This window comes from Azomonas macrocytogenes, assembly GCF_014191985.1.
Lineage (GTDB): Bacteria > Pseudomonadota > Gammaproteobacteria > Pseudomonadales > Pseudomonadaceae > Azomonas > Azomonas macrocytogenes.
In genome coordinates, this window is the sequence record NZ_JACHXI010000031.1 from 1 (window position 1) to 17,337 (window position 17,337).

The 17,337-nt window shown below is 55.9% G+C and carries 19 protein-coding genes and 3 pseudogenes; 16 read left to right on the top strand and 6 right to left on the bottom strand.

What is annotated here, in order from left to right; genetic code table 11:
* From FHR87_RS17780 to FHR87_RS17820, 11 genes and pseudogenes are all read left to right on the top strand, one after another.
* Positions 1-446 (top strand): annotated as a pseudogene (locus tag FHR87_RS17780) (hypothetical protein); the annotation flags it as partial.
* A gap of 367 nt (positions 447-813) precedes the next feature.
* The gene (locus tag FHR87_RS19355; protein WP_246336094.1) at positions 814-1,722 is read left to right on the top strand and encodes a ParB/RepB/Spo0J family partition protein; all 909 of its coding nucleotides are present in this window, start codon (positions 814-816) and stop codon (positions 1,720-1,722) included.
* Between the two features lie 104 nt (positions 1,723-1,826).
* A complete protein-coding gene (locus tag FHR87_RS19360) occupies positions 1,827-2,627 on the top strand; it encodes a hypothetical protein (RefSeq protein WP_246336095.1) in 801 nt (266 codons plus the stop codon).
* Positions 2,628-2,656: 29 nt separating this feature from the next.
* A complete protein-coding gene (locus FHR87_RS17790) occupies positions 2,657-3,151 on the top strand; it encodes a hypothetical protein (RefSeq protein WP_183168123.1) in 495 nt (164 codons plus the stop codon).
* 17 nt (positions 3,152-3,168) lie between these two features.
* On the top strand, positions 3,169-3,450 hold the full coding sequence (locus FHR87_RS17795) for a hypothetical protein (protein WP_183168124.1): 282 nt from the start codon (positions 3,169-3,171) through the stop codon (positions 3,448-3,450).
* 23 nt (positions 3,451-3,473) lie between these two features.
* A complete protein-coding gene (locus FHR87_RS17800) occupies positions 3,474-3,686 on the top strand; it encodes a PRTRC system protein C (RefSeq protein ID WP_183168125.1) in 213 nt (70 codons plus the stop codon).
* 242 nt (positions 3,687-3,928) lie between these two features.
* Positions 3,929-5,179, top strand: coding sequence for a hypothetical protein (locus FHR87_RS17805; protein WP_183168126.1), 1,251 nt, complete (start codon positions 3,929-3,931; stop codon positions 5,177-5,179).
* Positions 5,166-5,864, top strand: coding sequence for a PRTRC system protein B (locus tag FHR87_RS17810; RefSeq protein ID WP_183168127.1), 699 nt, complete (start codon positions 5,166-5,168; stop codon positions 5,862-5,864). The genes FHR87_RS17805 and FHR87_RS17810 overlap by 14 nt, the downstream gene beginning before the upstream one ends.
* Positions 5,864-6,094, top strand: a pseudogene (locus FHR87_RS19365) (PRTRC system ThiF family protein); the annotation flags it as partial. The gene FHR87_RS17810 and the pseudogene FHR87_RS19365, both read left to right, overlap by 1 nt.
* A gap of 224 nt (positions 6,095-6,318) precedes the next feature.
* Complete coding sequence (locus FHR87_RS19370) at positions 6,319-6,630, top strand: ubiquitin-activating E1 family protein (protein WP_246336097.1); 312 nt, start codon at positions 6,319-6,321, stop codon at positions 6,628-6,630.
* 290 nt (positions 6,631-6,920) lie between these two features.
* Positions 6,921-7,277 (top strand): histone-like nucleoid-structuring protein, MvaT/MvaU family, encoded by a 357-nt coding sequence (locus tag FHR87_RS17820; protein ID WP_183168128.1) that lies wholly within the window; start codon positions 6,921-6,923, stop codon positions 7,275-7,277.
* Between the two features lie 102 nt (positions 7,278-7,379).
* Here the strand turns inward: FHR87_RS17820 and FHR87_RS17825 are convergent, their stop codons facing one another.
* The 3 genes from FHR87_RS17825 to FHR87_RS19375 form a co-directional block, all read right to left on the bottom strand.
* Positions 7,380-8,498 (bottom strand): ParB/RepB/Spo0J family partition protein, encoded by a 1,119-nt coding sequence (locus FHR87_RS17825; RefSeq protein ID WP_183168129.1) that lies wholly within the window; start codon positions 8,496-8,498, stop codon positions 7,380-7,382.
* Positions 8,498-9,616 carry a ParA family protein gene (locus FHR87_RS17830; protein WP_183168130.1) on the bottom strand — a complete coding sequence of 373 codons (1,119 nt, stop codon included), beginning with the start codon at positions 9,614-9,616 and terminating at the stop codon, positions 8,498-8,500. The genes FHR87_RS17825 and FHR87_RS17830 overlap by 1 nt, the downstream gene beginning before the upstream one ends.
* 237 nt (positions 9,617-9,853) lie before the next feature.
* Positions 9,854-10,078 carry a ubiquitin-activating E1 family protein gene (locus FHR87_RS19375; RefSeq protein ID WP_246336096.1) on the bottom strand — a complete coding sequence of 75 codons (225 nt, stop codon included), beginning with the start codon at positions 10,076-10,078 and terminating at the stop codon, positions 9,854-9,856.
* Between the two features lie 387 nt (positions 10,079-10,465).
* On the opposite strand from FHR87_RS19375, the gene FHR87_RS17840 reads away from it, so the two are divergent.
* Together FHR87_RS17840 and FHR87_RS17845 are read left to right on the top strand one after the other, a co-directional pair.
* Positions 10,466-11,596, top strand: a complete 1,131-nt coding sequence (locus FHR87_RS17840) for an RNA-guided endonuclease InsQ/TnpB family protein (RefSeq protein ID WP_183168131.1) — start codon at positions 10,466-10,468, stop codon at positions 11,594-11,596.
* 713 nt (positions 11,597-12,309) lie between these two features.
* Entirely contained in the window at positions 12,310-13,254 is a 945-nt protein-coding gene (locus tag FHR87_RS17845) for a LysR family transcriptional regulator (protein ID WP_183168132.1), read from the top strand.
* Here FHR87_RS17845 and FHR87_RS17850 read toward each other — a convergent pair.
* Positions 13,208-13,555 (bottom strand): cell wall-binding protein, encoded by a 348-nt coding sequence (locus tag FHR87_RS17850; RefSeq protein ID WP_183168133.1) that lies wholly within the window; start codon positions 13,553-13,555, stop codon positions 13,208-13,210. The genes FHR87_RS17845 and FHR87_RS17850 overlap by 47 nt on opposite strands.
* A 255-nt stretch (positions 13,556-13,810) precedes the next feature.
* On the opposite strand from FHR87_RS17850, the gene FHR87_RS17855 reads away from it, so the two are divergent.
* From FHR87_RS17855 to FHR87_RS19385, 3 genes and pseudogenes are all read left to right on the top strand, one after another.
* Positions 13,811-14,485 (top strand): peroxiredoxin-like family protein, encoded by a 675-nt coding sequence (locus tag FHR87_RS17855; RefSeq protein WP_183168134.1) that lies wholly within the window; start codon positions 13,811-13,813, stop codon positions 14,483-14,485.
* 12 nt (positions 14,486-14,497) lie between these two features.
* The gene (locus FHR87_RS17860; protein WP_183168137.1) at positions 14,498-14,917 is read left to right on the top strand and encodes an SDR family NAD(P)-dependent oxidoreductase; all 420 of its coding nucleotides are present in this window, start codon (positions 14,498-14,500) and stop codon (positions 14,915-14,917) included.
* A 95-nt stretch (positions 14,918-15,012) separates the two neighbouring features.
* Positions 15,013-15,770: pseudogene (locus tag FHR87_RS19385) on the top strand (transposase); the annotation flags it as partial.
* Here the strand turns inward: FHR87_RS19385 and FHR87_RS17875 are convergent.
* Together FHR87_RS17875 and FHR87_RS17880 are read right to left on the bottom strand one after the other, a co-directional pair.
* Complete coding sequence (locus FHR87_RS17875; protein ID WP_183168135.1) at positions 15,687-16,883, bottom strand: type II toxin-antitoxin system HipA family toxin; 1,197 nt, start codon at positions 16,881-16,883, stop codon at positions 15,687-15,689. The pseudogene FHR87_RS19385 and the gene FHR87_RS17875 sit on opposite strands and share 84 nt — an antisense overlap.
* A complete protein-coding gene (locus FHR87_RS17880; protein WP_183168136.1) occupies positions 16,883-17,134 on the bottom strand; it encodes a helix-turn-helix transcriptional regulator in 252 nt (83 codons plus the stop codon). The genes FHR87_RS17875 and FHR87_RS17880 overlap by 1 nt, the downstream gene beginning before the upstream one ends.
* Positions 17,135-17,337 lie beyond the last annotated feature (203 nt).

Sequence of the window (17,337 nt, forward strand, 5' to 3'; positions counted from 1 at the left end):
CGGCCTGCTTCAATCGTCTGCTCAAACATCTGGAGCAGGCCGGCTATCTGGTGCGTCGTCTCGAATTGATCCCGGTACGCGAGCATGGCGAGCAACTCGTGCGTACTCGCGTGCTGATTCGCTTTGCCGACCTGTTCTGGCAGCACCTGGGCCTCTCGCTTCACCACCATCTGGCTCGCAAGGCCGCCCGCAAACGCCGTCTCAAACAGATCGAGTCTATCCAGCAGACTCACCTGCGCCGCTCCACCCAGCAAGCCACCCGCCGCCGACAGAAACAAGCCAGCCAGCGCGCCACCACGGCGACCAAGGCCCCCACACCGGTAGCCGAGTTACATCACCGGCTGGCGCTGATCCTGCAACTGCGGGCACAAAACCCCACGCTCGATGCCGCTACCATCAACGCCATGGCGGACGCCATCCTCTCCGGCAACTCCAACAACGACTGACTATCTCTCTCAACCAGGGAAAGAGTAACGCTGCGCTCTACTTTCCGGCTTCACCGTCTCGCCCTGCGAACCCCCTCGAATATTCCCCGCCTTAACACCTTTCCAATCGTTGTCACCTCAAAACCCGCCATCACCAAGACCCTCGAGCCGGTTTGTTTCCTCATGTGCCACTTCGACAAAAGCCTTCACTTCATTAAGTGGAATTTTTAAACACTTCCAGTACCAAGCTTTCAGCTTAAAAAGCTTCCTAAAAACAAACGCTCAACCTGCCAGCCACTCGGACCACTTTATTCCCTTAAAACTTGGGAGTTTTCCCGCATCGCTGACAATACAGGCATCCAACTCACTGACCCTCAAAGGTTTTTCTATGAGCGATAGCCCCCAAGTCCGAGTCCTGCCGCTGAACCGAATCCGCCGCAACTCCAATATCGATCCCCGTAAAGGCCGCAATAAAGCCAAGTACGCGCAGCTCGTGGAAAGCATCACGGCCCAAGGCATCCTGCAACCGATCCTGGTACGACCGATCACCGACCTGGAGCATGACTTTGAAGTGGTCGCCGGGAATTCACGGTGGTCGGCTGCACAGGACGCCGGACTCGACAGCATTCCCGCACAAATCCGCACCATGAGCGATCAGGAAGCTCGAATCGCCGCTGCTCTGGAAAATCAGGTTCGCACCGACCTCACGCCCATTGAAGAAGCGCAACACGCTGTAGTGCTACTGGCCGACATAGCTAACGATCATGCCGCCGTGATGAATGCCCTCAACTGGTCCCGAACCAAGCTGGACAGCCGCATCCTGCTTTCCCATGCCTGTCACGAAGTGGCTGATGCCTTGCTGCACGAACAGATCAAGATCGGCCACGCCGAGCTGCTATGCCGCCTGCCTGCCGATACCCAGCGTCCGGTATTGGCCCGTATCATCGAGATGGGCTACTCCGTCACGGAAACCCGCGACCGGCTACTGTCGCTCACTCGTGATATTTCAACCGCTCGTTTCGATACCCAAGATTGTCTGTCTTGCCTGCATAACTCCGGGTTGAACGCCGACCTGTTCGAGGCCAGCCTGGGCGATTCCCGGTGCCAGAACGCCAACTGTTGGAACCAGAAAACCACCGCCTTGATCGAAGCCACACAAGCAGAAGCTCAACAGGAATTCGGGGTCGTTCACACGGACCTGACCCTGCCACGAGAAGGCTATAGTCGCCTTGAAGCCAAAGGCACTCATGGCATCAGCTCAGCGCCTGTCTGTTATGCCAACACTACGGTGCTGTAGTCAGTACCGCTGCTGGGCAAGAAGGGACCGTTACCGGAGGTTTTTGCTTCGACAAAAACTGCCACCAGCAAAAGCAGGAGCACTACAAGGTGCTGCTAAATGAAGTGAACAGACAAAACCAGCTCGCCACTTCCATCCACGATGAAAGCACCACCGCTCAACAGGCGAGCCATTCACAAGCAGCACCTACGGTAGAAACAACCTCCAAAGAGAAAAAATCGCCTGAAAACAAGAGCACTTCTGCTTCGACACAACCTGCCCACATAAAAAAAGCCCTGCGCCGGGAAGCCTTCAATCTTTACAGTCGAATGGCGAGCAAGGCCGTACTGGAAGACCGTCGCCTTGCATTGGCTATCGCCATCACCAGCCTGTATGTCGATGTCCGAAACGAACTGCCCGAAGCCCTGCGTAAACGGATGGAACACGGCTTGGGTATCCAGTCTCACTTGATGCCAACGGACCGTGCCGCACTTGAAATCCAACTGGCTCAACGCACCGAAACTGATTTATTCACGCTGTTGGGCAGCATGGCCGCGACCACCGTATTTCGCTGTGACAACAGCGATCAGTTCGAGCAATCCGTAGCGGGAAGTCAGTCGCTGGCCTACATCCAACACACAGGCATGCAACCCATAGAAGCTTTCATGATGAACGAAGCCTATCTCAAGGCTCAAGTGAAGCCCGCCATCATCCATGACTGCAAACAGTCAGGCTTTGCCGCCAAATACAACGAAGTGAAGGGTGAGAAAGCCTTCGACAAACTCGCCTCGGGCAAGCTCGATGAGCTTATCAAGACCATCCTCACCTTCACCGCCTTCTCGTGGTTGGGATATTTGCCACCTGCGTTAGAACTACCGGTACAGAGCAGCACTGCCTTGGTAACGCGCCGCCACAACGCTGCCTGACCACTCACAAATCACACAGGGAACACCCCATGAGCGACAGCTTTTTTGCTGCAATCAGCCAAGCCGTTAACGGAACCGACCGGCGCATTCATATCGACCTTCAAGGACTTGCAGATGGTCGCATCAAAGTCCTGCTGAGTGCCGACCTTGGCCCAACCCCCGACACGGCCAGCAACACCGAGGTGCAGCTACGCGCTGCACTGGCAAAGCCGCTGCTGGTATCAGGTACCCCCGCAGAAGTCGAAGCCGCGCTCTCCGAGCGCGTCTGCACCCACACCGCTGCACTCAACGAAGGAACCCGCCTGCTCGATGAAATTCGGGTACTGGGCTCCCAAGCGCTGGCAGACGCCAAGAAAGCCCGTGATCCCAAACCCAAAGCATTGGCAACACAAAACGACGCCACCAATAGCAACAACAAGGAAGCCAACCTGCCATCCGTTCAACCGGAACAAGCATCCAGCACCGATGCCGCAGAGAAACCCACCGCCTCTGCCGTCTACGATGACCTCGGCATTAATTTCTAAACAAAGGGTAATTCACGATGCCATTCGAGCCTTTCGACTATGACAAGCTCCCTCCAGAAGGGGTGTATTGGGTCGCTGGCACACGTCCAGTCGTTGACGTGAGAGTGAACGAATGCGGGCGGAAAACCCGAGTACCAACTGGCGAATTCATCACGTTCACCGCCCTGACCTGGATCGTTCCTTATCCCAATGGGGATGTTGAGTTCGATTCAATCGATCTCATCCACCTGGAGATTGGCGACGACGATGTAATCACTCACTTCGCCCCGCTCCAGCGTCCTCCCCACCCCGATCACTGAATCTCTCTGCTCAGGAGTCAGCCATGACCGCTGCCATCATCACCCTCGACCGCGTATTCCGTTACTCAGACCGTGACCTGCCTGATCCCGATTCCGGCATGCAGCCCGAAGCGGTGCTCAAGCATTATGCCCGCCAGTTCCCGCGACTTGTCGGAGCCAAGATCGTCGCCCCCATCCAAGAAGAGGATCGTTATGTCTACGAATTCCGCAAAGCCAGCTTTGGCGACAAAGGCTGATCCGCTTTCCATTCTTAAACGCTGGGAGCGCGGCGAGATCGATGCCCGCGCCGTCCCGACCAATGACACATCCGATCTGAATCACCATCAACTGAGGCGTTTATGGGCATTGCTGAACTCTCCTTCGAGTCCCGGCGTTATCAACTTCCCGCTGCCCCGTTGAGCCCTTTCAGCCTACCCCGCATCGGGCAGGCCATGCAGGAGGCTCGGGCCTGCAGTTCATACGCGTCAACCGCCATCGCGTGGACAAGCAGGGGCATGCCGCTTTCTGTCTGGAAGCGATACAGGGCGGATTAATCGGGGAGGACGCGCTGGGCTGGCTGGAGAGCTATCCCAACGCCTATGGCCTGTATCGTTTGACTGGCGAGGTGGTGGCTGCTCTTGAAAGCAGACTGACCCTCCCTCGCCAGCGGCTGTTTCGTCAGAAGCGGAAACTGCTCCAGCATCTGAACGCGCCGTTTTTTGATGCACAGGTGGCCGCCAGTGCCACCGTGCAGTGTATTGAAGCCGGTCTGTTCCCGGTCGATAACGTTGCGCCCCTGATCGAGCGTGGCCCGGATTGCGCTCATGAGCTAATCCAGACCGTAAGCAAAGCCCTTGGCGCAATGCTGGTCGCTCCCGAGTGGGCATCCGATTGCTTGGCATACGGCCTCCAGGGAGAACTTTTCTTTCTGGAATCACAGAGGTTCAAGGACTTCGATCTGACCTTACCGGAGGTGATGAGCGACGACTTCAGGGAAATCAATGTTTTGTTGTTCAAGACGCTGGATGCCATGAGCCATTTTTTCGTGCCGTTCCATACACCCGCCACTTTCATCGGCGAATACAGTTACCTGAATTACGAAATTGCCGATGCCTACCATGCTCTCGCGGAGCGAGTGAAAATCTCAACTCATCCTGAGCTGGTGGACTATCTGCTGGATACGCCGTCGCACGAGCTGGCAACCGACACCTGGGCATTCACTGAGGGCGATAAGTTCGACGAAGACTCGGCATACCGAGTCGCCGCTTTACTAATCGAGATGCACCAGTTGGTCGAACACACCGGATTTCAATTGTTACGTTACGACAAAGCCGAGCTGCAAACAGTATTGCTCCAAGCCGAGCAAGCGAACGGACAAGGCGGTCCCTATACAGGTGTTCTGAGCGCCCTGGTTGATGCACTGCGCACTTTCCTTCAGCGAGTCGAGCACCACACCCCGATCAATGCTCAGGACTTTGCTGGCACACCCAATGACGGTTTGAGCTTCTTCGAGAGCATATGCGTGAATATCGCTGGGGATTTTCACGCGTTGTATCAGAGTGCTTTTGAAGGATTCGACAGCATCATCAATGGGACTGGGTATCCCGCCATCGGTTTGCCGATAGCCGGGCCGCAGATGACGAGCCAGACCCTCCCGATCCTTCAGCGCACCGCCGAGTGCATCGCGCACCTGACCAACATCACCACAGCTCTTAATGCTCTTGAGGAAACCCAACATGCTCAGCCATGACATCACCAGCCAAGCCATGTTGATCCATCATCACGAAAAAACCGGGCGAGTGACGATCACCACCCATGCCGTCAAGGAGATCGACAAAGGCAAAGGCTTTACCCTCGGTGCCGGGCGGGCCTTCAGCACCCACGACAAACAGGCGCTGGTGGAGTTGCTGCTCAATGAAGAGCCTGCGCTGGAATTTCTCCCGAACAATCTACTGGCACGTGGGCGCGGTTGTCTGGCCTGGTACCGGCCTGCACAGCTCGCTCAGTTGCCTTTCCCTAAGGAAATCATCACAACCCCGCTACCCGGCCTGATTTTCGTAGCCATGGACGGTAAGCCCCTGCGCTGCTTCGCTTATGCTCAGACAGCACGCCCCGGACCCGACACGCCGCTGTGCTATGTTCCCTTGGGCAATGTTTATCAGGACGGGAGTTTTTGTACCGGCAATGTCGAGCTGCCCACCGAAATCCTCAACGAGCACATTCCCGTGTGGGAGCGGTTCGTGCTGGAAAGCACCAATACCCATGAGGGCAGTATTCAGCCTGTCCAGGGCTGCGAGAATTTCGCGGCGATGCTCGTGTTCTACCGCGATCTTGCTCACGCCGGAGAGAGCACATTTCCCGTGGAGCGACTGGTGCCGGTGCTTCATCAAGGAGCGGCGGTGACGCTCCAATCCATCCTGCGGAAGCACCACTGATGGCTACTGCTCAGGTGATACAACCCGAGCCGGTACGGTTCAAGACCCCGGCCAATTGGTTGTCCTCGACTATCCGTATCGTCGTGATCGGCGCGGGCGGCAACGGCAGTGAAACCGTGGATTGTCTGGCAGCGTTCCATCATGCGCTGCGCTCGCTGGGACACCCCTATGGGCTGCACGTCACCATTATCGACGACGCGCAGGTACGCGAACCGAATCTGGTCCGTCAACGCTTTTGGTCTTGCGACTTGGGTCAATACAAGGCCGTCAGTCTGGCCAATCGCTACAACTTGATGCTGAGGGTGGAATGGGAAGGCTTGCCCTATCGCTTTCCCTGCCCCGAAACCGATAGGGCGATAGGGCGATCAAGGCAGCAGACCTTATCGTTTCAGCGGTCGATCTGCCTTCGGCACGGGTGGCCATCGGTGAACTCCAGTCGATCAAGCAGAACTGCATGTGGCTCGATCTGGGCAACGGTCCCCGCCATGGGCAAGTCGTCTTCGGTGCTATCGCGGCAAAACAGCGTCAGCATTATCCTAACGTGCTGGATGCCTATGCTGAAATTCCCACGTTACCAGACAACTACTCGAAATCCTGCTCGGTCGCATCCTCACTGCGTAGCCAGGACTGCCTGATTAATCGGGCCGTGACCACTGCCAGGATGAACATTCTCTGGGAACTACTGCGTTACGGCGAGACAAACAAGCATTGGATCGTACTGAACCTCGAAAGCGGGGAGCAGGCGACGTATCCATTTCCGATCTGATTGTGTCGATGTTTCGTTCTGGCGTAGGCAGCGCCAGAAACACACCTCGCTCATGTCGCCAAGCCTGTCCTCGGCCGCCTCTCCTCGGCCCGCCATGGAGGCCAGGAGCATAGTGCTATACCGGCGACCCTCTGTATTCGGGAATTCGATGCTCCGGTTCTTGATCTCTCGAATGAACAGTTCATCCCGCACCGGGTGATTTAAGATGCCCGATTACATCCTTTTTAAAGAGGATGCCTTAGTTACCACGTTTCATGGCTAGCGAAAATTAACAGATCAATGGAGAAATAATGTCTCGTTTATCCGAATTCCGCGCTTTGGAAGAAAAGCTTCGTGAACAGCTCCAGGCATTGGAGGACATGAAGCAGGACAAAGCGCTTCAGGAAGAAATGCAGTTCGAGACAGAGTTGCGTGCCCTGATGGAAAAGCACAATCAAAGCCCCCAGGCTGTTATTGCGCTTCTCGATTCTAATCACCGTTCAGTACCAGAACCAAAGCAACCTGTATCACGTAAGCCGCGCAGCACTAAACGATACAAGAATCCGCACACGGGTGAAATCGTCGAAACTAAAGGCGGTAATCACAAAGTGCTCAAGCAATGGAAAAACGAGTACGGCGCTGAGACGGTAGAAAGTTGGGTACTGTGAAGCTGTTTTAAGCTACAACTACTACCATCCAGTAGCCTAGGTGGTAGTAGCCGATATGCTTCATGATAATCGAACGTCTGTTCGCGCAGGGCAGAGAGGATATCAAGCCTCCTTATCTACAGCTTCGGCTAACTTAGCGGCAGAGCGCTGCATCAAGAATTGTTTGATCGCCTCGTAAATCTCAGCAGCCTTATCAGCATCCTCAAAGAGCATTTCTACACGCTTACCCTTGAGAAGCGAACGGCCATAGCTCTTACCGTCGAACACTAGAGGTTCATGGACAGGCTTGCTTGGAGCTGGTTTGCTCTTTTTTCCTGCCTGTTTGGCAGCATCTTCGGCCGCACGACTCTCTGCCCAACTTGCTGCCTCGTCTTGGATGACTTTGCCATCAGCGATTTGCTGGACAGCTTCAATTACGAGGTCTTCACGCCCCTCTTTGGCCAGGGCGACAAATCTGCGCACGATATTGGTCCCAACTAAATCGGGATTCAGATTCAGCATATCTAGCACAGGTCTGGGTAATTCGAGGTAAGCCAAACAACGACTAATTGTGGCCGGACTCACTCCCATTCGACGGGCTAAAGCTGCTTGTGACTCGACCAGTTTATCCTCAATGAGGCGCTTATAGGCTTGACCGTTTTCGTAATCGCTAAGTGGCTCGTCATTGTTATCCATTGCAACCAGAATGGCTGCTTCAGCATCGTCGACATCGCGCACGATGGCATCAATGGTCGCCTGTCCTAGGATTCCCCGAATGGCCCTCAGACGGCGCTCGCCAGCGATCAGTTCGTACCGACCATTGGGTCGAGGCCGAACGACGACAGGATTGTTCAAACCATGGTTGCTCGCAATGGCGAATGCCAGCTCCTGCAAGGCTTGTTCATCGAATTTTTTCCGAGGCTGGAACGGGCTAGGGTCAACTTTATCGACGTCCAGCGCCAAAACTTTATTGATCTCATCTGGTGATTCAAGAGGATTGAATTTCGGCTGCTCTGCTTGGATTCGATTCACGCCATGAGCCTGTTTGTCTGGCTTCTTGAGCAGCCCGGCAGCTCGCAACATATCTGCTGAACTCGTCGACAAATTTGCCTTCGAAACTTCTTCTGGAACTGGTATGCCATGGACGTGTTTAGGTCTTGTTATCTCTTGATTATCTTCATCTGTGTATGCAACTCCGCCCAAGCTTCCAGTTCCAAGAGGGCTAGATTGTTTCATGGCCATTATTTCAAGCCTCCATCTACACTGGTGCGAATACGCTCAAGGATTTCCCCAGCCACTTCGCGCAAAGTTGCCTGGGTTTGTTTTTTCGCCGGACTCCACAATGACAACGGAATACTCAATTCAAGACTTTTGTTGTAGTCCTCAGACATGTAGACCGGGGAAGTCATTTTGCCTGGAAATACTCGAGTGATTTCATCCAAGCATGCATAAACTCTCGGTCGGCCTTTAATGAGCATGCTCGGGATAGCAGCTATCTCTGGCAAGCGTTTGAAAGCTCGTGCAAACGCCCGTAGTTTTTCGTCGAGACGTGCTAGCGCACGAAAGCTGAATTTATCCATACGAATTGGGCAAATCAGCATATCGGCAGCCACCATCGCGTTTCGTGCCAGCATAGTGCCAGTCGGCGCATTGTCGATAATCACGATGTCATACGGCGACAGGTCACAATCGGGGATCGCTCCAGAGCGCGCCTGCTCAAGGAAGAGTGCGTAACGGAAATCGCTGCCATCAGCTAGGCGTAGAAAAGTGTCAATATCCTCAAGCGCCGCTTCGGCCGGAATCAGATGAGGTCCATACTCACCAAAGGGCTTTTTGATGACCTGATCTAGCTTCATACTCTGCATTCCAGGCAACTCTAGCAGATGCCCAAAATGGCCTTCCACGGCGCGTTCTGCAGGAAGACCTTTTTCGACGAGATCTTCCGCTCGATAGTCCGGATCATACCCAAGCATGGTACTCGCGTCGCCTTGCGGATCGTTGTCGATAATAAGTGTCCGCAGCCCAGCAAGATTGAATTGAATAGCCAAGTTTACTGCACTGGTAGTTTTGCTCGTCCCTCCCTTGGAAATATAGGTAGCCAGCGTTACAGGACGTGAGAACCCTTTGCTTTTTCCTTTTTCTCGACGCATCCAGGCGATCTTGAAAATATCGTCCAAGCTATATATTCGGTGTGAAGCCGAACCTCGTTCTACGCGAGTAATAGCTATATCCAGATCTTCTTCAACCGCATGCACGGTTTGGACGTGCAACCCTAGTAGATCAGCGGTTTTTTGAGCACTGAACGTCAATTTCTTGTAATCGGTGTAAGGAAGCTCATCGATATTCTCTTGGGATATCATCGTATACGCCATTAACTAATAAGTTTATACAGCATACGAAAATAACCAAATCTATCAATATACTTCTTATATGTTTTTACTAAAAATCATGTTTTTAACTACGAAAATCTATTTTAGTAATTATTCCTATGCTAAATCTACTTTAGATTGCGCGTAAGCTCCCCCAATCCCGGACACCCAAGAAGTAGAGCTTTCTGGCATCTTTCCAGCCAGGAGGTTCTATGAAGAAGTCGAAGTTCAGTGAGACCAGATCATCCCGGCAGTGGTCACGGCCCGATTAATCAGGCAGTCCTGGCTACGCAGTGAGGCTGCGACCGAGCAGGATTTCGAGTGGTCGTCTGGTAGAATAGGAATTTCGGCATAGGCATCCAGCACGTTAGGATAATGCTGACGCTGTTTTGCTGCGATAGCACCGAAGACGACTTGCCCATGGCGGGGACCGTTGCCCAGATCGAGCCACATGCAGTTCTGCTTGATCGACTGGAGTTCACCGATGGCCACCCGTGCCGAAGGCAGGTCGACCGCCGAAACGATAAGGTCTGCTGCCTTGATCGCCCTATCGCCCTATCGGTTTCGGGGCAGGGAAAGCGATAGGGCAAGCCTTCCCATTCCATCCTCAGCATCAAGTTGTAGCGATTGGCCAGACTGACGGCCTTGTATTGACCCAAGTCGCAAGGTCAGAAGCGTTGACGGACCAGATTCGGTTCGCGCACCAGCCCATCATCGTATTTTGCGCGAGAGACCCCGTACTTTTAGTGCGGGGAGGAATAGCGCGGCAGCGTAAGTTGCCCCTGTTCTCGCTCTCCTTTCACTGGCTATCTTTACAGTGCTTTGGGTAAAATGTGACGCATGGCTAACCGTGCGTACAAATACCGTTTCTACCCAACGGATGAGCAGAAAGACCTTCTGACTCAAACCTTTGGTTGCGTGCGCTTTGTCTACAACCATGTCCTGCGCTGGCGGACCGATGCGTTCTATCAGCGCCAGGAAAAGATCGGTTATCGGGAGGCCAATGCCGAGCTTTCCCGGATCAAGAAAGCTGGCGAATTTCCCTGGCTGAATGACGTTTCCTCGGTTCCTTTGCAGCAATGCCTTCGCCATCAGCAAGCCGCGTTCAAGAATTTCTTTGCCGGGCGAGCGAAGTACCCGGCATTCAAGAGCAAGAAGCATCGGCAATCGGCTGAGTTCACGAAGTCGGCCTTCCGCTATCGGGATGGCAAGCTGTACATGGCCAAGTCCAGGGTCGCACTGGACATTCGCTGGAGCCGTCCACTGCCGAGCGAGCCAACCACGGTTACCCTTTCGAAGGACTGGGCTGGGCGCTATTTCGTGTCCTGCCTGTGCGTGTTCGAACCTGAAGCACTGCCCGTCACGCCAAAGATGATCGGCATCGACCTGGGCCTGAAAGACCTGTTCGTCACCAGCGAGGGTGAACGGATCGGCAATCCCCGCCCTACCGCCAGATACGCAGCCCGATTGGCTAAAGCACAACGCCGACTGAGCAAGAAAAAGCTCGGTTCGGCCAATCGCGCCAAGGCCAGACTGAAAGTCGCGCGTATCCACGCGAAAATCTCCGATTGCCGAATGGACCGCTTGCACACGCTATCCCGCAGACTGATTAACGAGAACCAAGTGGTCTGCGCTGAAACCCTTGCGGTGAAGAACCTGATCCGCCATCCGAAACTGAGCAAGGCCATTGCCGATGCGGGATGGGGCGAACTGATGCGCCAGGTCCAGTACAAAGGCGAATGGGCTGGACGGCAGATCGTCCAGATCGACCGTTGGTATCCAAGCTCGAAGTGTTGTTCGTGTTGTGGGCATACCATTGCATCCCTGCCGCTGGATGTTCGTTCGTGGGCCTGCCCGCAATGCGGGATTGACCATGATCGCGACATCAACGCGGCCCGTAATATAAAAGCCGCCGGGCTGGCGGTGTTAGCCTGTGGAGAGGCCGTAAGTCCAAGCGCTCAAGTAGCGTAAGGCAAGCCTTGCTGAAGCAGGAATCCCTGTCGTTCACGGCGGGGAGCAAGTCAACTCGATCCTCAAGCAAGGTGATGCCGGCGTGCCAATCAAGGACCTGTATAGGGAAGCCGGAATCAGCCCGGCTACGTATTACCAGTGAAAGTCGAAGTACGATGGCATGGATGCGTCAGATCTGAAGCGGATGAAGGAACTGCTTGAGTACCGTTTCTAGTAGAAACGCTCAAGCACGAGTATTCGGAAAAGGTCGTTAATTCCACTTGGACTCTTGAATTTACGGCCTTTCCACAGGCTAACACCGAAGGCTGGAGTTTTTTACGTAAATCTGATGAAGAAAATTAGTGGAAAGTGACTTGTAGCTTTGCACGTCGGCTCAGCAACCGCCAACGTGCGAATGCGCTCGCCACCGTTGCTCGGCTCTATGACAAATCTGAGCAAGCGGGAGATCACCCCGAGTTTAATAAACTGAACAAATGCCCGCGCCCTCCCCCTCCTGGCCTACTGACTAACAGGAGGAAGGCGCGGGCATTTGTTCAAATTTTCGGCGCGCCTCGTCGAGTTGGGGCCAGAGCAACATCATGTTCCTGTCCCAGAGTGAACTGCGGCTAGTTCGTAAAAGCCTGGTTACTTGGAACCAGGTGTACTCTGCCTATGTCCGAGTCGTTGTGGTAGGGCACGAAAAGTGATAAAGATCATTCCAGAAGGGAATAAGCTTGAACCGACTGTCTGCCATGGAAGCTTTTGTGCGCGTCATAGAGACCGGTTCGTTCTCCGGCGCGGCGCGACAGCTCCATGTGGGCCAGCCAGCGATTTCAAAGTCCATCGCCCAGCTTGAAGAGCGTTTGGGCGTCCGCCTTCTCCTGCGCTCCACTCACGGCCTATCGCCCACAGAGGCCGGGCAGAACTTCTACGAGCACGCCAAGCGGTCGATTGAGGAGGCTGACGAGGCGGACCTTGCAGCTCGCGGGGCAGGTGCAACGCTGTCGGGCCGGCTACGGGTCTGCGCGGCCGTGACGTTCGCAAGGCTGCACATCGTGCCTCACCTGGGGGCGTTCCTGGCAGAACACCCGGCCCTTGATGTTGAGATGGTCCTTGATGATCGCAATGTGGATCTCATCGAGGCCGGCATCGATGTGGCGCTGAGAATGGGTGACCTGGCCGACTCTGGATTAACCGCAAGGAAAATCGTCCAGGGCCGCCGTCTGGTGCTCGGCACCCCGGCCTATTTCGAAGCAGCCGGGGAACCGCTGACGCCGCCAGACCTGACTTCGCACCAGGCCGTCGTCTACGACCAGCGGGGAGGGGGAGCGGTATGGACCTTCCAGCAAGGTACGGCGGAAATGGCAGTGACAGTCCACGGTCGTCTTCGCATCAGCGCTGCCGAAGGCATTCGTGAAGCCGTCCTGGTCGGTCTGGGGCTTACCATCTCTTCCGAATGGATGTTCGCGCCCGAGCTGCGGGCGGGAACGGTGAAGGCCGTTCTTGAAGACTGGACCCTGCCGCCCATCGACCTTTGGGCAGTATTTCCCACAGGCCGGCAGGCAAGCGCCAAGGCGCGCGCGTTCGTTACGTTCGTGGAATCGCGGCTGTTAGGTTCGCCCGACATTAGCCCTACTCAAGAGCGACAGGCAGGCCGGGTCGAAGCGCGCCCGCGATGATCTCTTTCCAGCTTTTGCCGCAACGCCGTAGATGCTCGACATCGGGAGCGTCAGGATTGCCGTATTCGGCGATGGTGCGCGCAATGATGCGACTTCGTAGAGGCTCGGGGGTGACCTCCTTGTAGCGACGCGATTGGGCGAGCCGCGCGCCGCTGACGGCGCGGACAATCGCTTCGAGGGATGAGCCCTCGTTCCGCATGCGTGCGACCAGCTCGCCTAGCCCGCGGACTTCTTCCTCGTATGCCGCACGGAGCTGGCTGTCCGGCGCATCGTGGGGCGGGGCCTGATTTAGCGACTTCATGACGGCGATTTTTAGCGGGTTTGGGCCAGCAAGCCTTGCACGGTGCATGAGCCCGGACGCTATTGTAGCCTCGGTTTGCCGTATAAGCGGCCCCAAAAATTCCCACGGTTATTCTCAATTGGAATAATCGAAATGCCCGACAGCGTTCTACAGCTCCGTCCCATCCGTCAGTACCCTTTGGAGTGATTGATCCGTCCTGCGGACAAACAGTTCTGGACCGTTCCGCGTCCAGATACCCAACTGATGGAGCGTTCCATGTCCCTGCAAGCAACACTCGACGCATTCAAGGCCGATTTCGAAGCCGGCAACCCTCCCTATAACGCACCCCGCGCCGCCATCGACACGATGCACAAGGCGACGGCTGAATTGAAGGACAGCGGCCAGGCCGAGCGGGCCAAGAAGATCGGCGACAAGGCCCCATCCTTCTCGCTCAAGGACCCGGACGGCAACACCGTATCGTCGGTCGAGCTGCTGGCCAAGGGCCCGCTTGTCGTCAGCTTCTATCGGGGCGTCTGGTGCCCTTACTGCAACATGGAGCTACAGGCCCTGCAGGCGGCCTTGCCCGAGTTCGAGAAGCTCGGCGCCAGCCTGGTCGCGATCTCACCGCAGACGGCCCCCAACAGCCGCAAATCGACCCACGAGAACAACGTCACCTTTCCGATCCTGTCGGACGAGAAGGGCGCAGTGGGCGAAGCCTTCGGCCTGAGGTTCAAGCTGCCGGACTACCTGGTCGATCTCTACAAGAGCTTCAAGAACGACCTACCGAACTTCAACGACGATCCGGACTGGACGTTGCCGATGCCGGCTCGGTACGTTATCGCCCAGGACGGCACAATCGTGTACGCCGAGGTCAACCCGGACTACACGCAGCGACCTGACCCCGAGGAACTGCTGCCGGCGCTGCGCAAGGCCAGCACGCTCAAGGCGTAAGCCCATGGCGCGATACAGGGCAAGGTTGCTGTCGTCACTGGCGGCAACAGCGGTATCGGGCTCGCCACGGCCAAGCGTTTCAGGGATGAGGGCACTAGCGTCTTCATCTTCAGCCGCCGACAGTCCGAACTGGACAAGGCCGTCGCCCTCATCGGCGGCGATGTCACCGCCGTTCAGGGCGACGCGTCCGAGCTGTTCGACCTCGATCGGCTCTATGCGACGGTCGAGCACGCAAAGCGCAAGCTCGACGTGCTCTTCGCAAACGCTGGCGTGGTCGAGCACCGCACCATTGATGATCTCTCACCCGAGCATTTCAACAAGACGTTCGCCGTGAACGTGCGTGGCCTGGCCTTCACCGTGCAGAAGGCCTTGCCGTTGATGCGCGACGGCGATGGAGTTGAAGGACTAGGGCATCCGAGTCAATACGATTAGCCCGACACGCCCATCATGGACAGCCAGGTCTCCACACCGCAGGAGGTCGCGGCGCTCCGTGCCCAGTACGTCCAGGCAACGCTGCTCGGCCGGCTCGGGTGGCCGGCAAGCGCACGGCCCAGCCCAGCGCCGTGATCCTCGACAGCCGCACCCTGCAGTCGACGCCGGAAAGCGGCGCACGGGCCGGCTATGACGGGGCCAAACGCCGCAAGGGATGGCGGTGGATACGCTGGGGCAGTTGCTCGCCCTGCGGGTGACGCCCGCCAACGAACAGGACCGGCTGCTTTCGCCGAGCAAGTGCAGTGGGTGACCGGTGAGGCGGTGGAGGTTGCCTTCGTCGACCAGGGCTACAGCGGCGAACGGCGTCACGCCGACGGCAAGCTGGTCATGTTCCTGGCCATCGACCGTGTCTCGACGTTCACCTACGTCGAGTTCCACGACAGCGCAGGCCAGATAGAAGGGGCTGCCTTGCTCAGAAACGTCGTGGGCGCTTTTCCCTACATCATTCATACGGTGCTGACCGAAAGACAACGGCATGGCGTTCGCTGATCTCCCCAAGAACAGGACCGGCCCGAGCCAGCAGTTCCTCGGCCCACACCTCTTTGACCGCGTCTGCATCGAGCATGGCTGTCTGACCAAGCCCTACCATCCTTGGACCAACAGTCAGGCCGAGCGCATGAACCGGACGATCAAGGTCTTTCACTACGACGATATCGAGAGTCTGAAGGCGCAGAATCGACCCGCACCACCTCATCTCGGGACCATACACCTAGCCGAACGTTTTGATAAACGGGTCAGCACAGTGCCGGATTGCGGCGACTACATGTGGCGCTTGCTCGCAAAGCTCCGTTGAGCGAGCTAGTACCTGCTCCAATGCTTGCAATTGCTCGCGGATTACTTCTTCTGGCTGGGTAACATCACACACCTGAGCGAAGTCCAGCAGCCCCAATCGCGAAGCAAATAACGACTTGTTGCCAGTCAGATCAAGTGCCAAGACGTCTTCTGGAATGTAGACCGTTGTATTGACGATATCGTAAGCTGGTGCCAGCCGCGCATCACGCTTAGTCGGGTTGGAATACAGCAACCCAAAGTTTTTCAGATGCGCGTCGCCGTTACCGACGATGCAGCTCAGCGTCACCATCGCGAATAGCTGAGCCAGTGATGTCTGCACCTGCTCAGGCGAGCAGAACAGACGAATGGCCTTGGCTATGGCTGAGTAGCTCTTGCTGTACTTTTGTTCCGCAGCCAGTCCCATCAGGGCGGCCATGTCCTCGAAGCCTATGGGATTGAGCTGTTCATCCCGATCGAAGCGGCGCATCACGAACAGTTTGGTGTTGTCGGAAAGGTAGAACTCTGGAACCGCAATCCCCGTCTCTCGGGCCACGGACATGCAGAGGAATTCGTTGATCGCCAGCCCAGGAAATTCATCTCGGCCACTTTTGATGATCAAATCAGATGTTTTCGAGGTGAACCGCTGTGGCGAGGAATCCTGATGCTCAGGCACCAGTACTTTGGGCTGCACACCCGATATCCCAGCGCGCAGGATATAGCGATCCACTAGACCAGCAAAAATATCTTCCGCGCCATCCCAGGCAAGGATTTCCTGCAACCTTTCTCCGGGGAACTGCTGCCGCTGTAAAAGCGCATCGACTTCTGGCGAACTCACCGCGACTCGCCCGATCGGCGAACTGCTGCCAGACAGCGCAAGCAGCAACATGGGGTCAACGTTCGCTACCTTAGCCAGGCGGTTACGCAACTGCTCCAGGACATAGCCTTCCGGCAGGTTCATCTGGAAGATGGGGTGCAGCTCCCGGTGACGGTACTCATCCATACGCACGGGCATCAGCAAACTGATCGCCGCCTGCGCCTTTGCCTTTTCATGGTAGCGGAACAGGTAGCCTCCAGCACTACTCAGTATCTTCCCGCTGTCACCCTCAGGCGTTGTAACGTGCAGCACCGCCGTCATCAGTCGAAAACTCCCTGGATTTCGTCCAGTGTGGGCATTGCAGCGGTCACCAGCGAAAATTCACAGTCCAAGGCCCCTAGGACTCGCGCATAGGCAGCCATGCCCACCGACAGATCTCCCTTTTCGATGGCAATAACCTTCTGCCGGGTGATACCCGCCAAGGCCGCAAGCCTCACTTGGGTCAGCCCGCGGTTCAGACGGCGCTGCCGAAGCTGCTCGCCAAGGCGTGTAGCGATTAGGGAATGGTCCATGTTCTCTATACGTGACAAGTAACGATTAATGTAACGTATACAGAACTCCAGATAAAAGTCAAAGGAGACACTGGACTTACCCACTAAAAGTGGAGGGTTTCTGTTAGCACTACAGTTGCATATTTGTTTTCATCTGTGCTTGTTGGGCCCTGAGCTGGTGTCTCCTGCGCCAGAGCGACCAAGCCATGATGTGATCCGGTGCG

Excerpts from the sequence above, each read along its gene's own strand:
- FHR87_RS17800 (WP_183168125.1), top strand. The coding sequence starts at position 3,474 with ATGACCGCTGCCATCATCACCCTCGACCGCGTATTCCGTTACTCAGAC.
- FHR87_RS19355 (WP_246336094.1), top strand. The coding sequence starts at position 814 with ATGAGCGATAGCCCCCAAGTCCGAGTCCTGCCGCTGAACCGAATCCGC.
- FHR87_RS17840 (WP_183168131.1), top strand. The coding sequence starts at position 10,466 with ATGGCTAACCGTGCGTACAAATACCGTTTCTACCCAACGGATGAGCAG.
- FHR87_RS17820 (WP_183168128.1), top strand. The coding sequence starts at position 6,921 with ATGTCTCGTTTATCCGAATTCCGCGCTTTGGAAGAAAAGCTTCGTGAA.
- FHR87_RS19375 (WP_246336096.1), bottom strand. The coding sequence starts at position 10,078 with ATGTGGCTCGATCTGGGCAACGGTCCCCGCCATGGGCAAGTCGTCTTC.
- FHR87_RS17875 (WP_183168135.1), bottom strand. The coding sequence starts at position 16,883 with ATGACGGCGGTGCTGCACGTTACAACGCCTGAGGGTGACAGCGGGAAG.
- FHR87_RS17790 (WP_183168123.1), top strand. The coding sequence starts at position 2,657 with ATGAGCGACAGCTTTTTTGCTGCAATCAGCCAAGCCGTTAACGGAACC.
- FHR87_RS17880 (WP_183168136.1), bottom strand. The coding sequence starts at position 17,134 with ATGGACCATTCCCTAATCGCTACACGCCTTGGCGAGCAGCTTCGGCAG.
- FHR87_RS17810 (WP_183168127.1), top strand. The coding sequence starts at position 5,166 with ATGCTCAGCCATGACATCACCAGCCAAGCCATGTTGATCCATCATCAC.
- FHR87_RS17830 (WP_183168130.1), bottom strand. The coding sequence starts at position 9,616 with ATGATATCCCAAGAGAATATCGATGAGCTTCCTTACACCGATTACAAG.
- FHR87_RS17825 (WP_183168129.1), bottom strand. The coding sequence starts at position 8,498 with ATGGCCATGAAACAATCTAGCCCTCTTGGAACTGGAAGCTTGGGCGGA.
- FHR87_RS19370 (WP_246336097.1), top strand. The coding sequence starts at position 6,319 with ATGTGGCTCGATCTGGGCAACGGTCCCCGCCATGGGCAAGTCGTCTTC.
- FHR87_RS17795 (WP_183168124.1), top strand. The coding sequence starts at position 3,169 with ATGCCATTCGAGCCTTTCGACTATGACAAGCTCCCTCCAGAAGGGGTG.
- FHR87_RS17850 (WP_183168133.1), bottom strand. The coding sequence starts at position 13,555 with ATGAAGTCGCTAAATCAGGCCCCGCCCCACGATGCGCCGGACAGCCAG.
- FHR87_RS17855 (WP_183168134.1), top strand. The coding sequence starts at position 13,811 with ATGTCCCTGCAAGCAACACTCGACGCATTCAAGGCCGATTTCGAAGCC.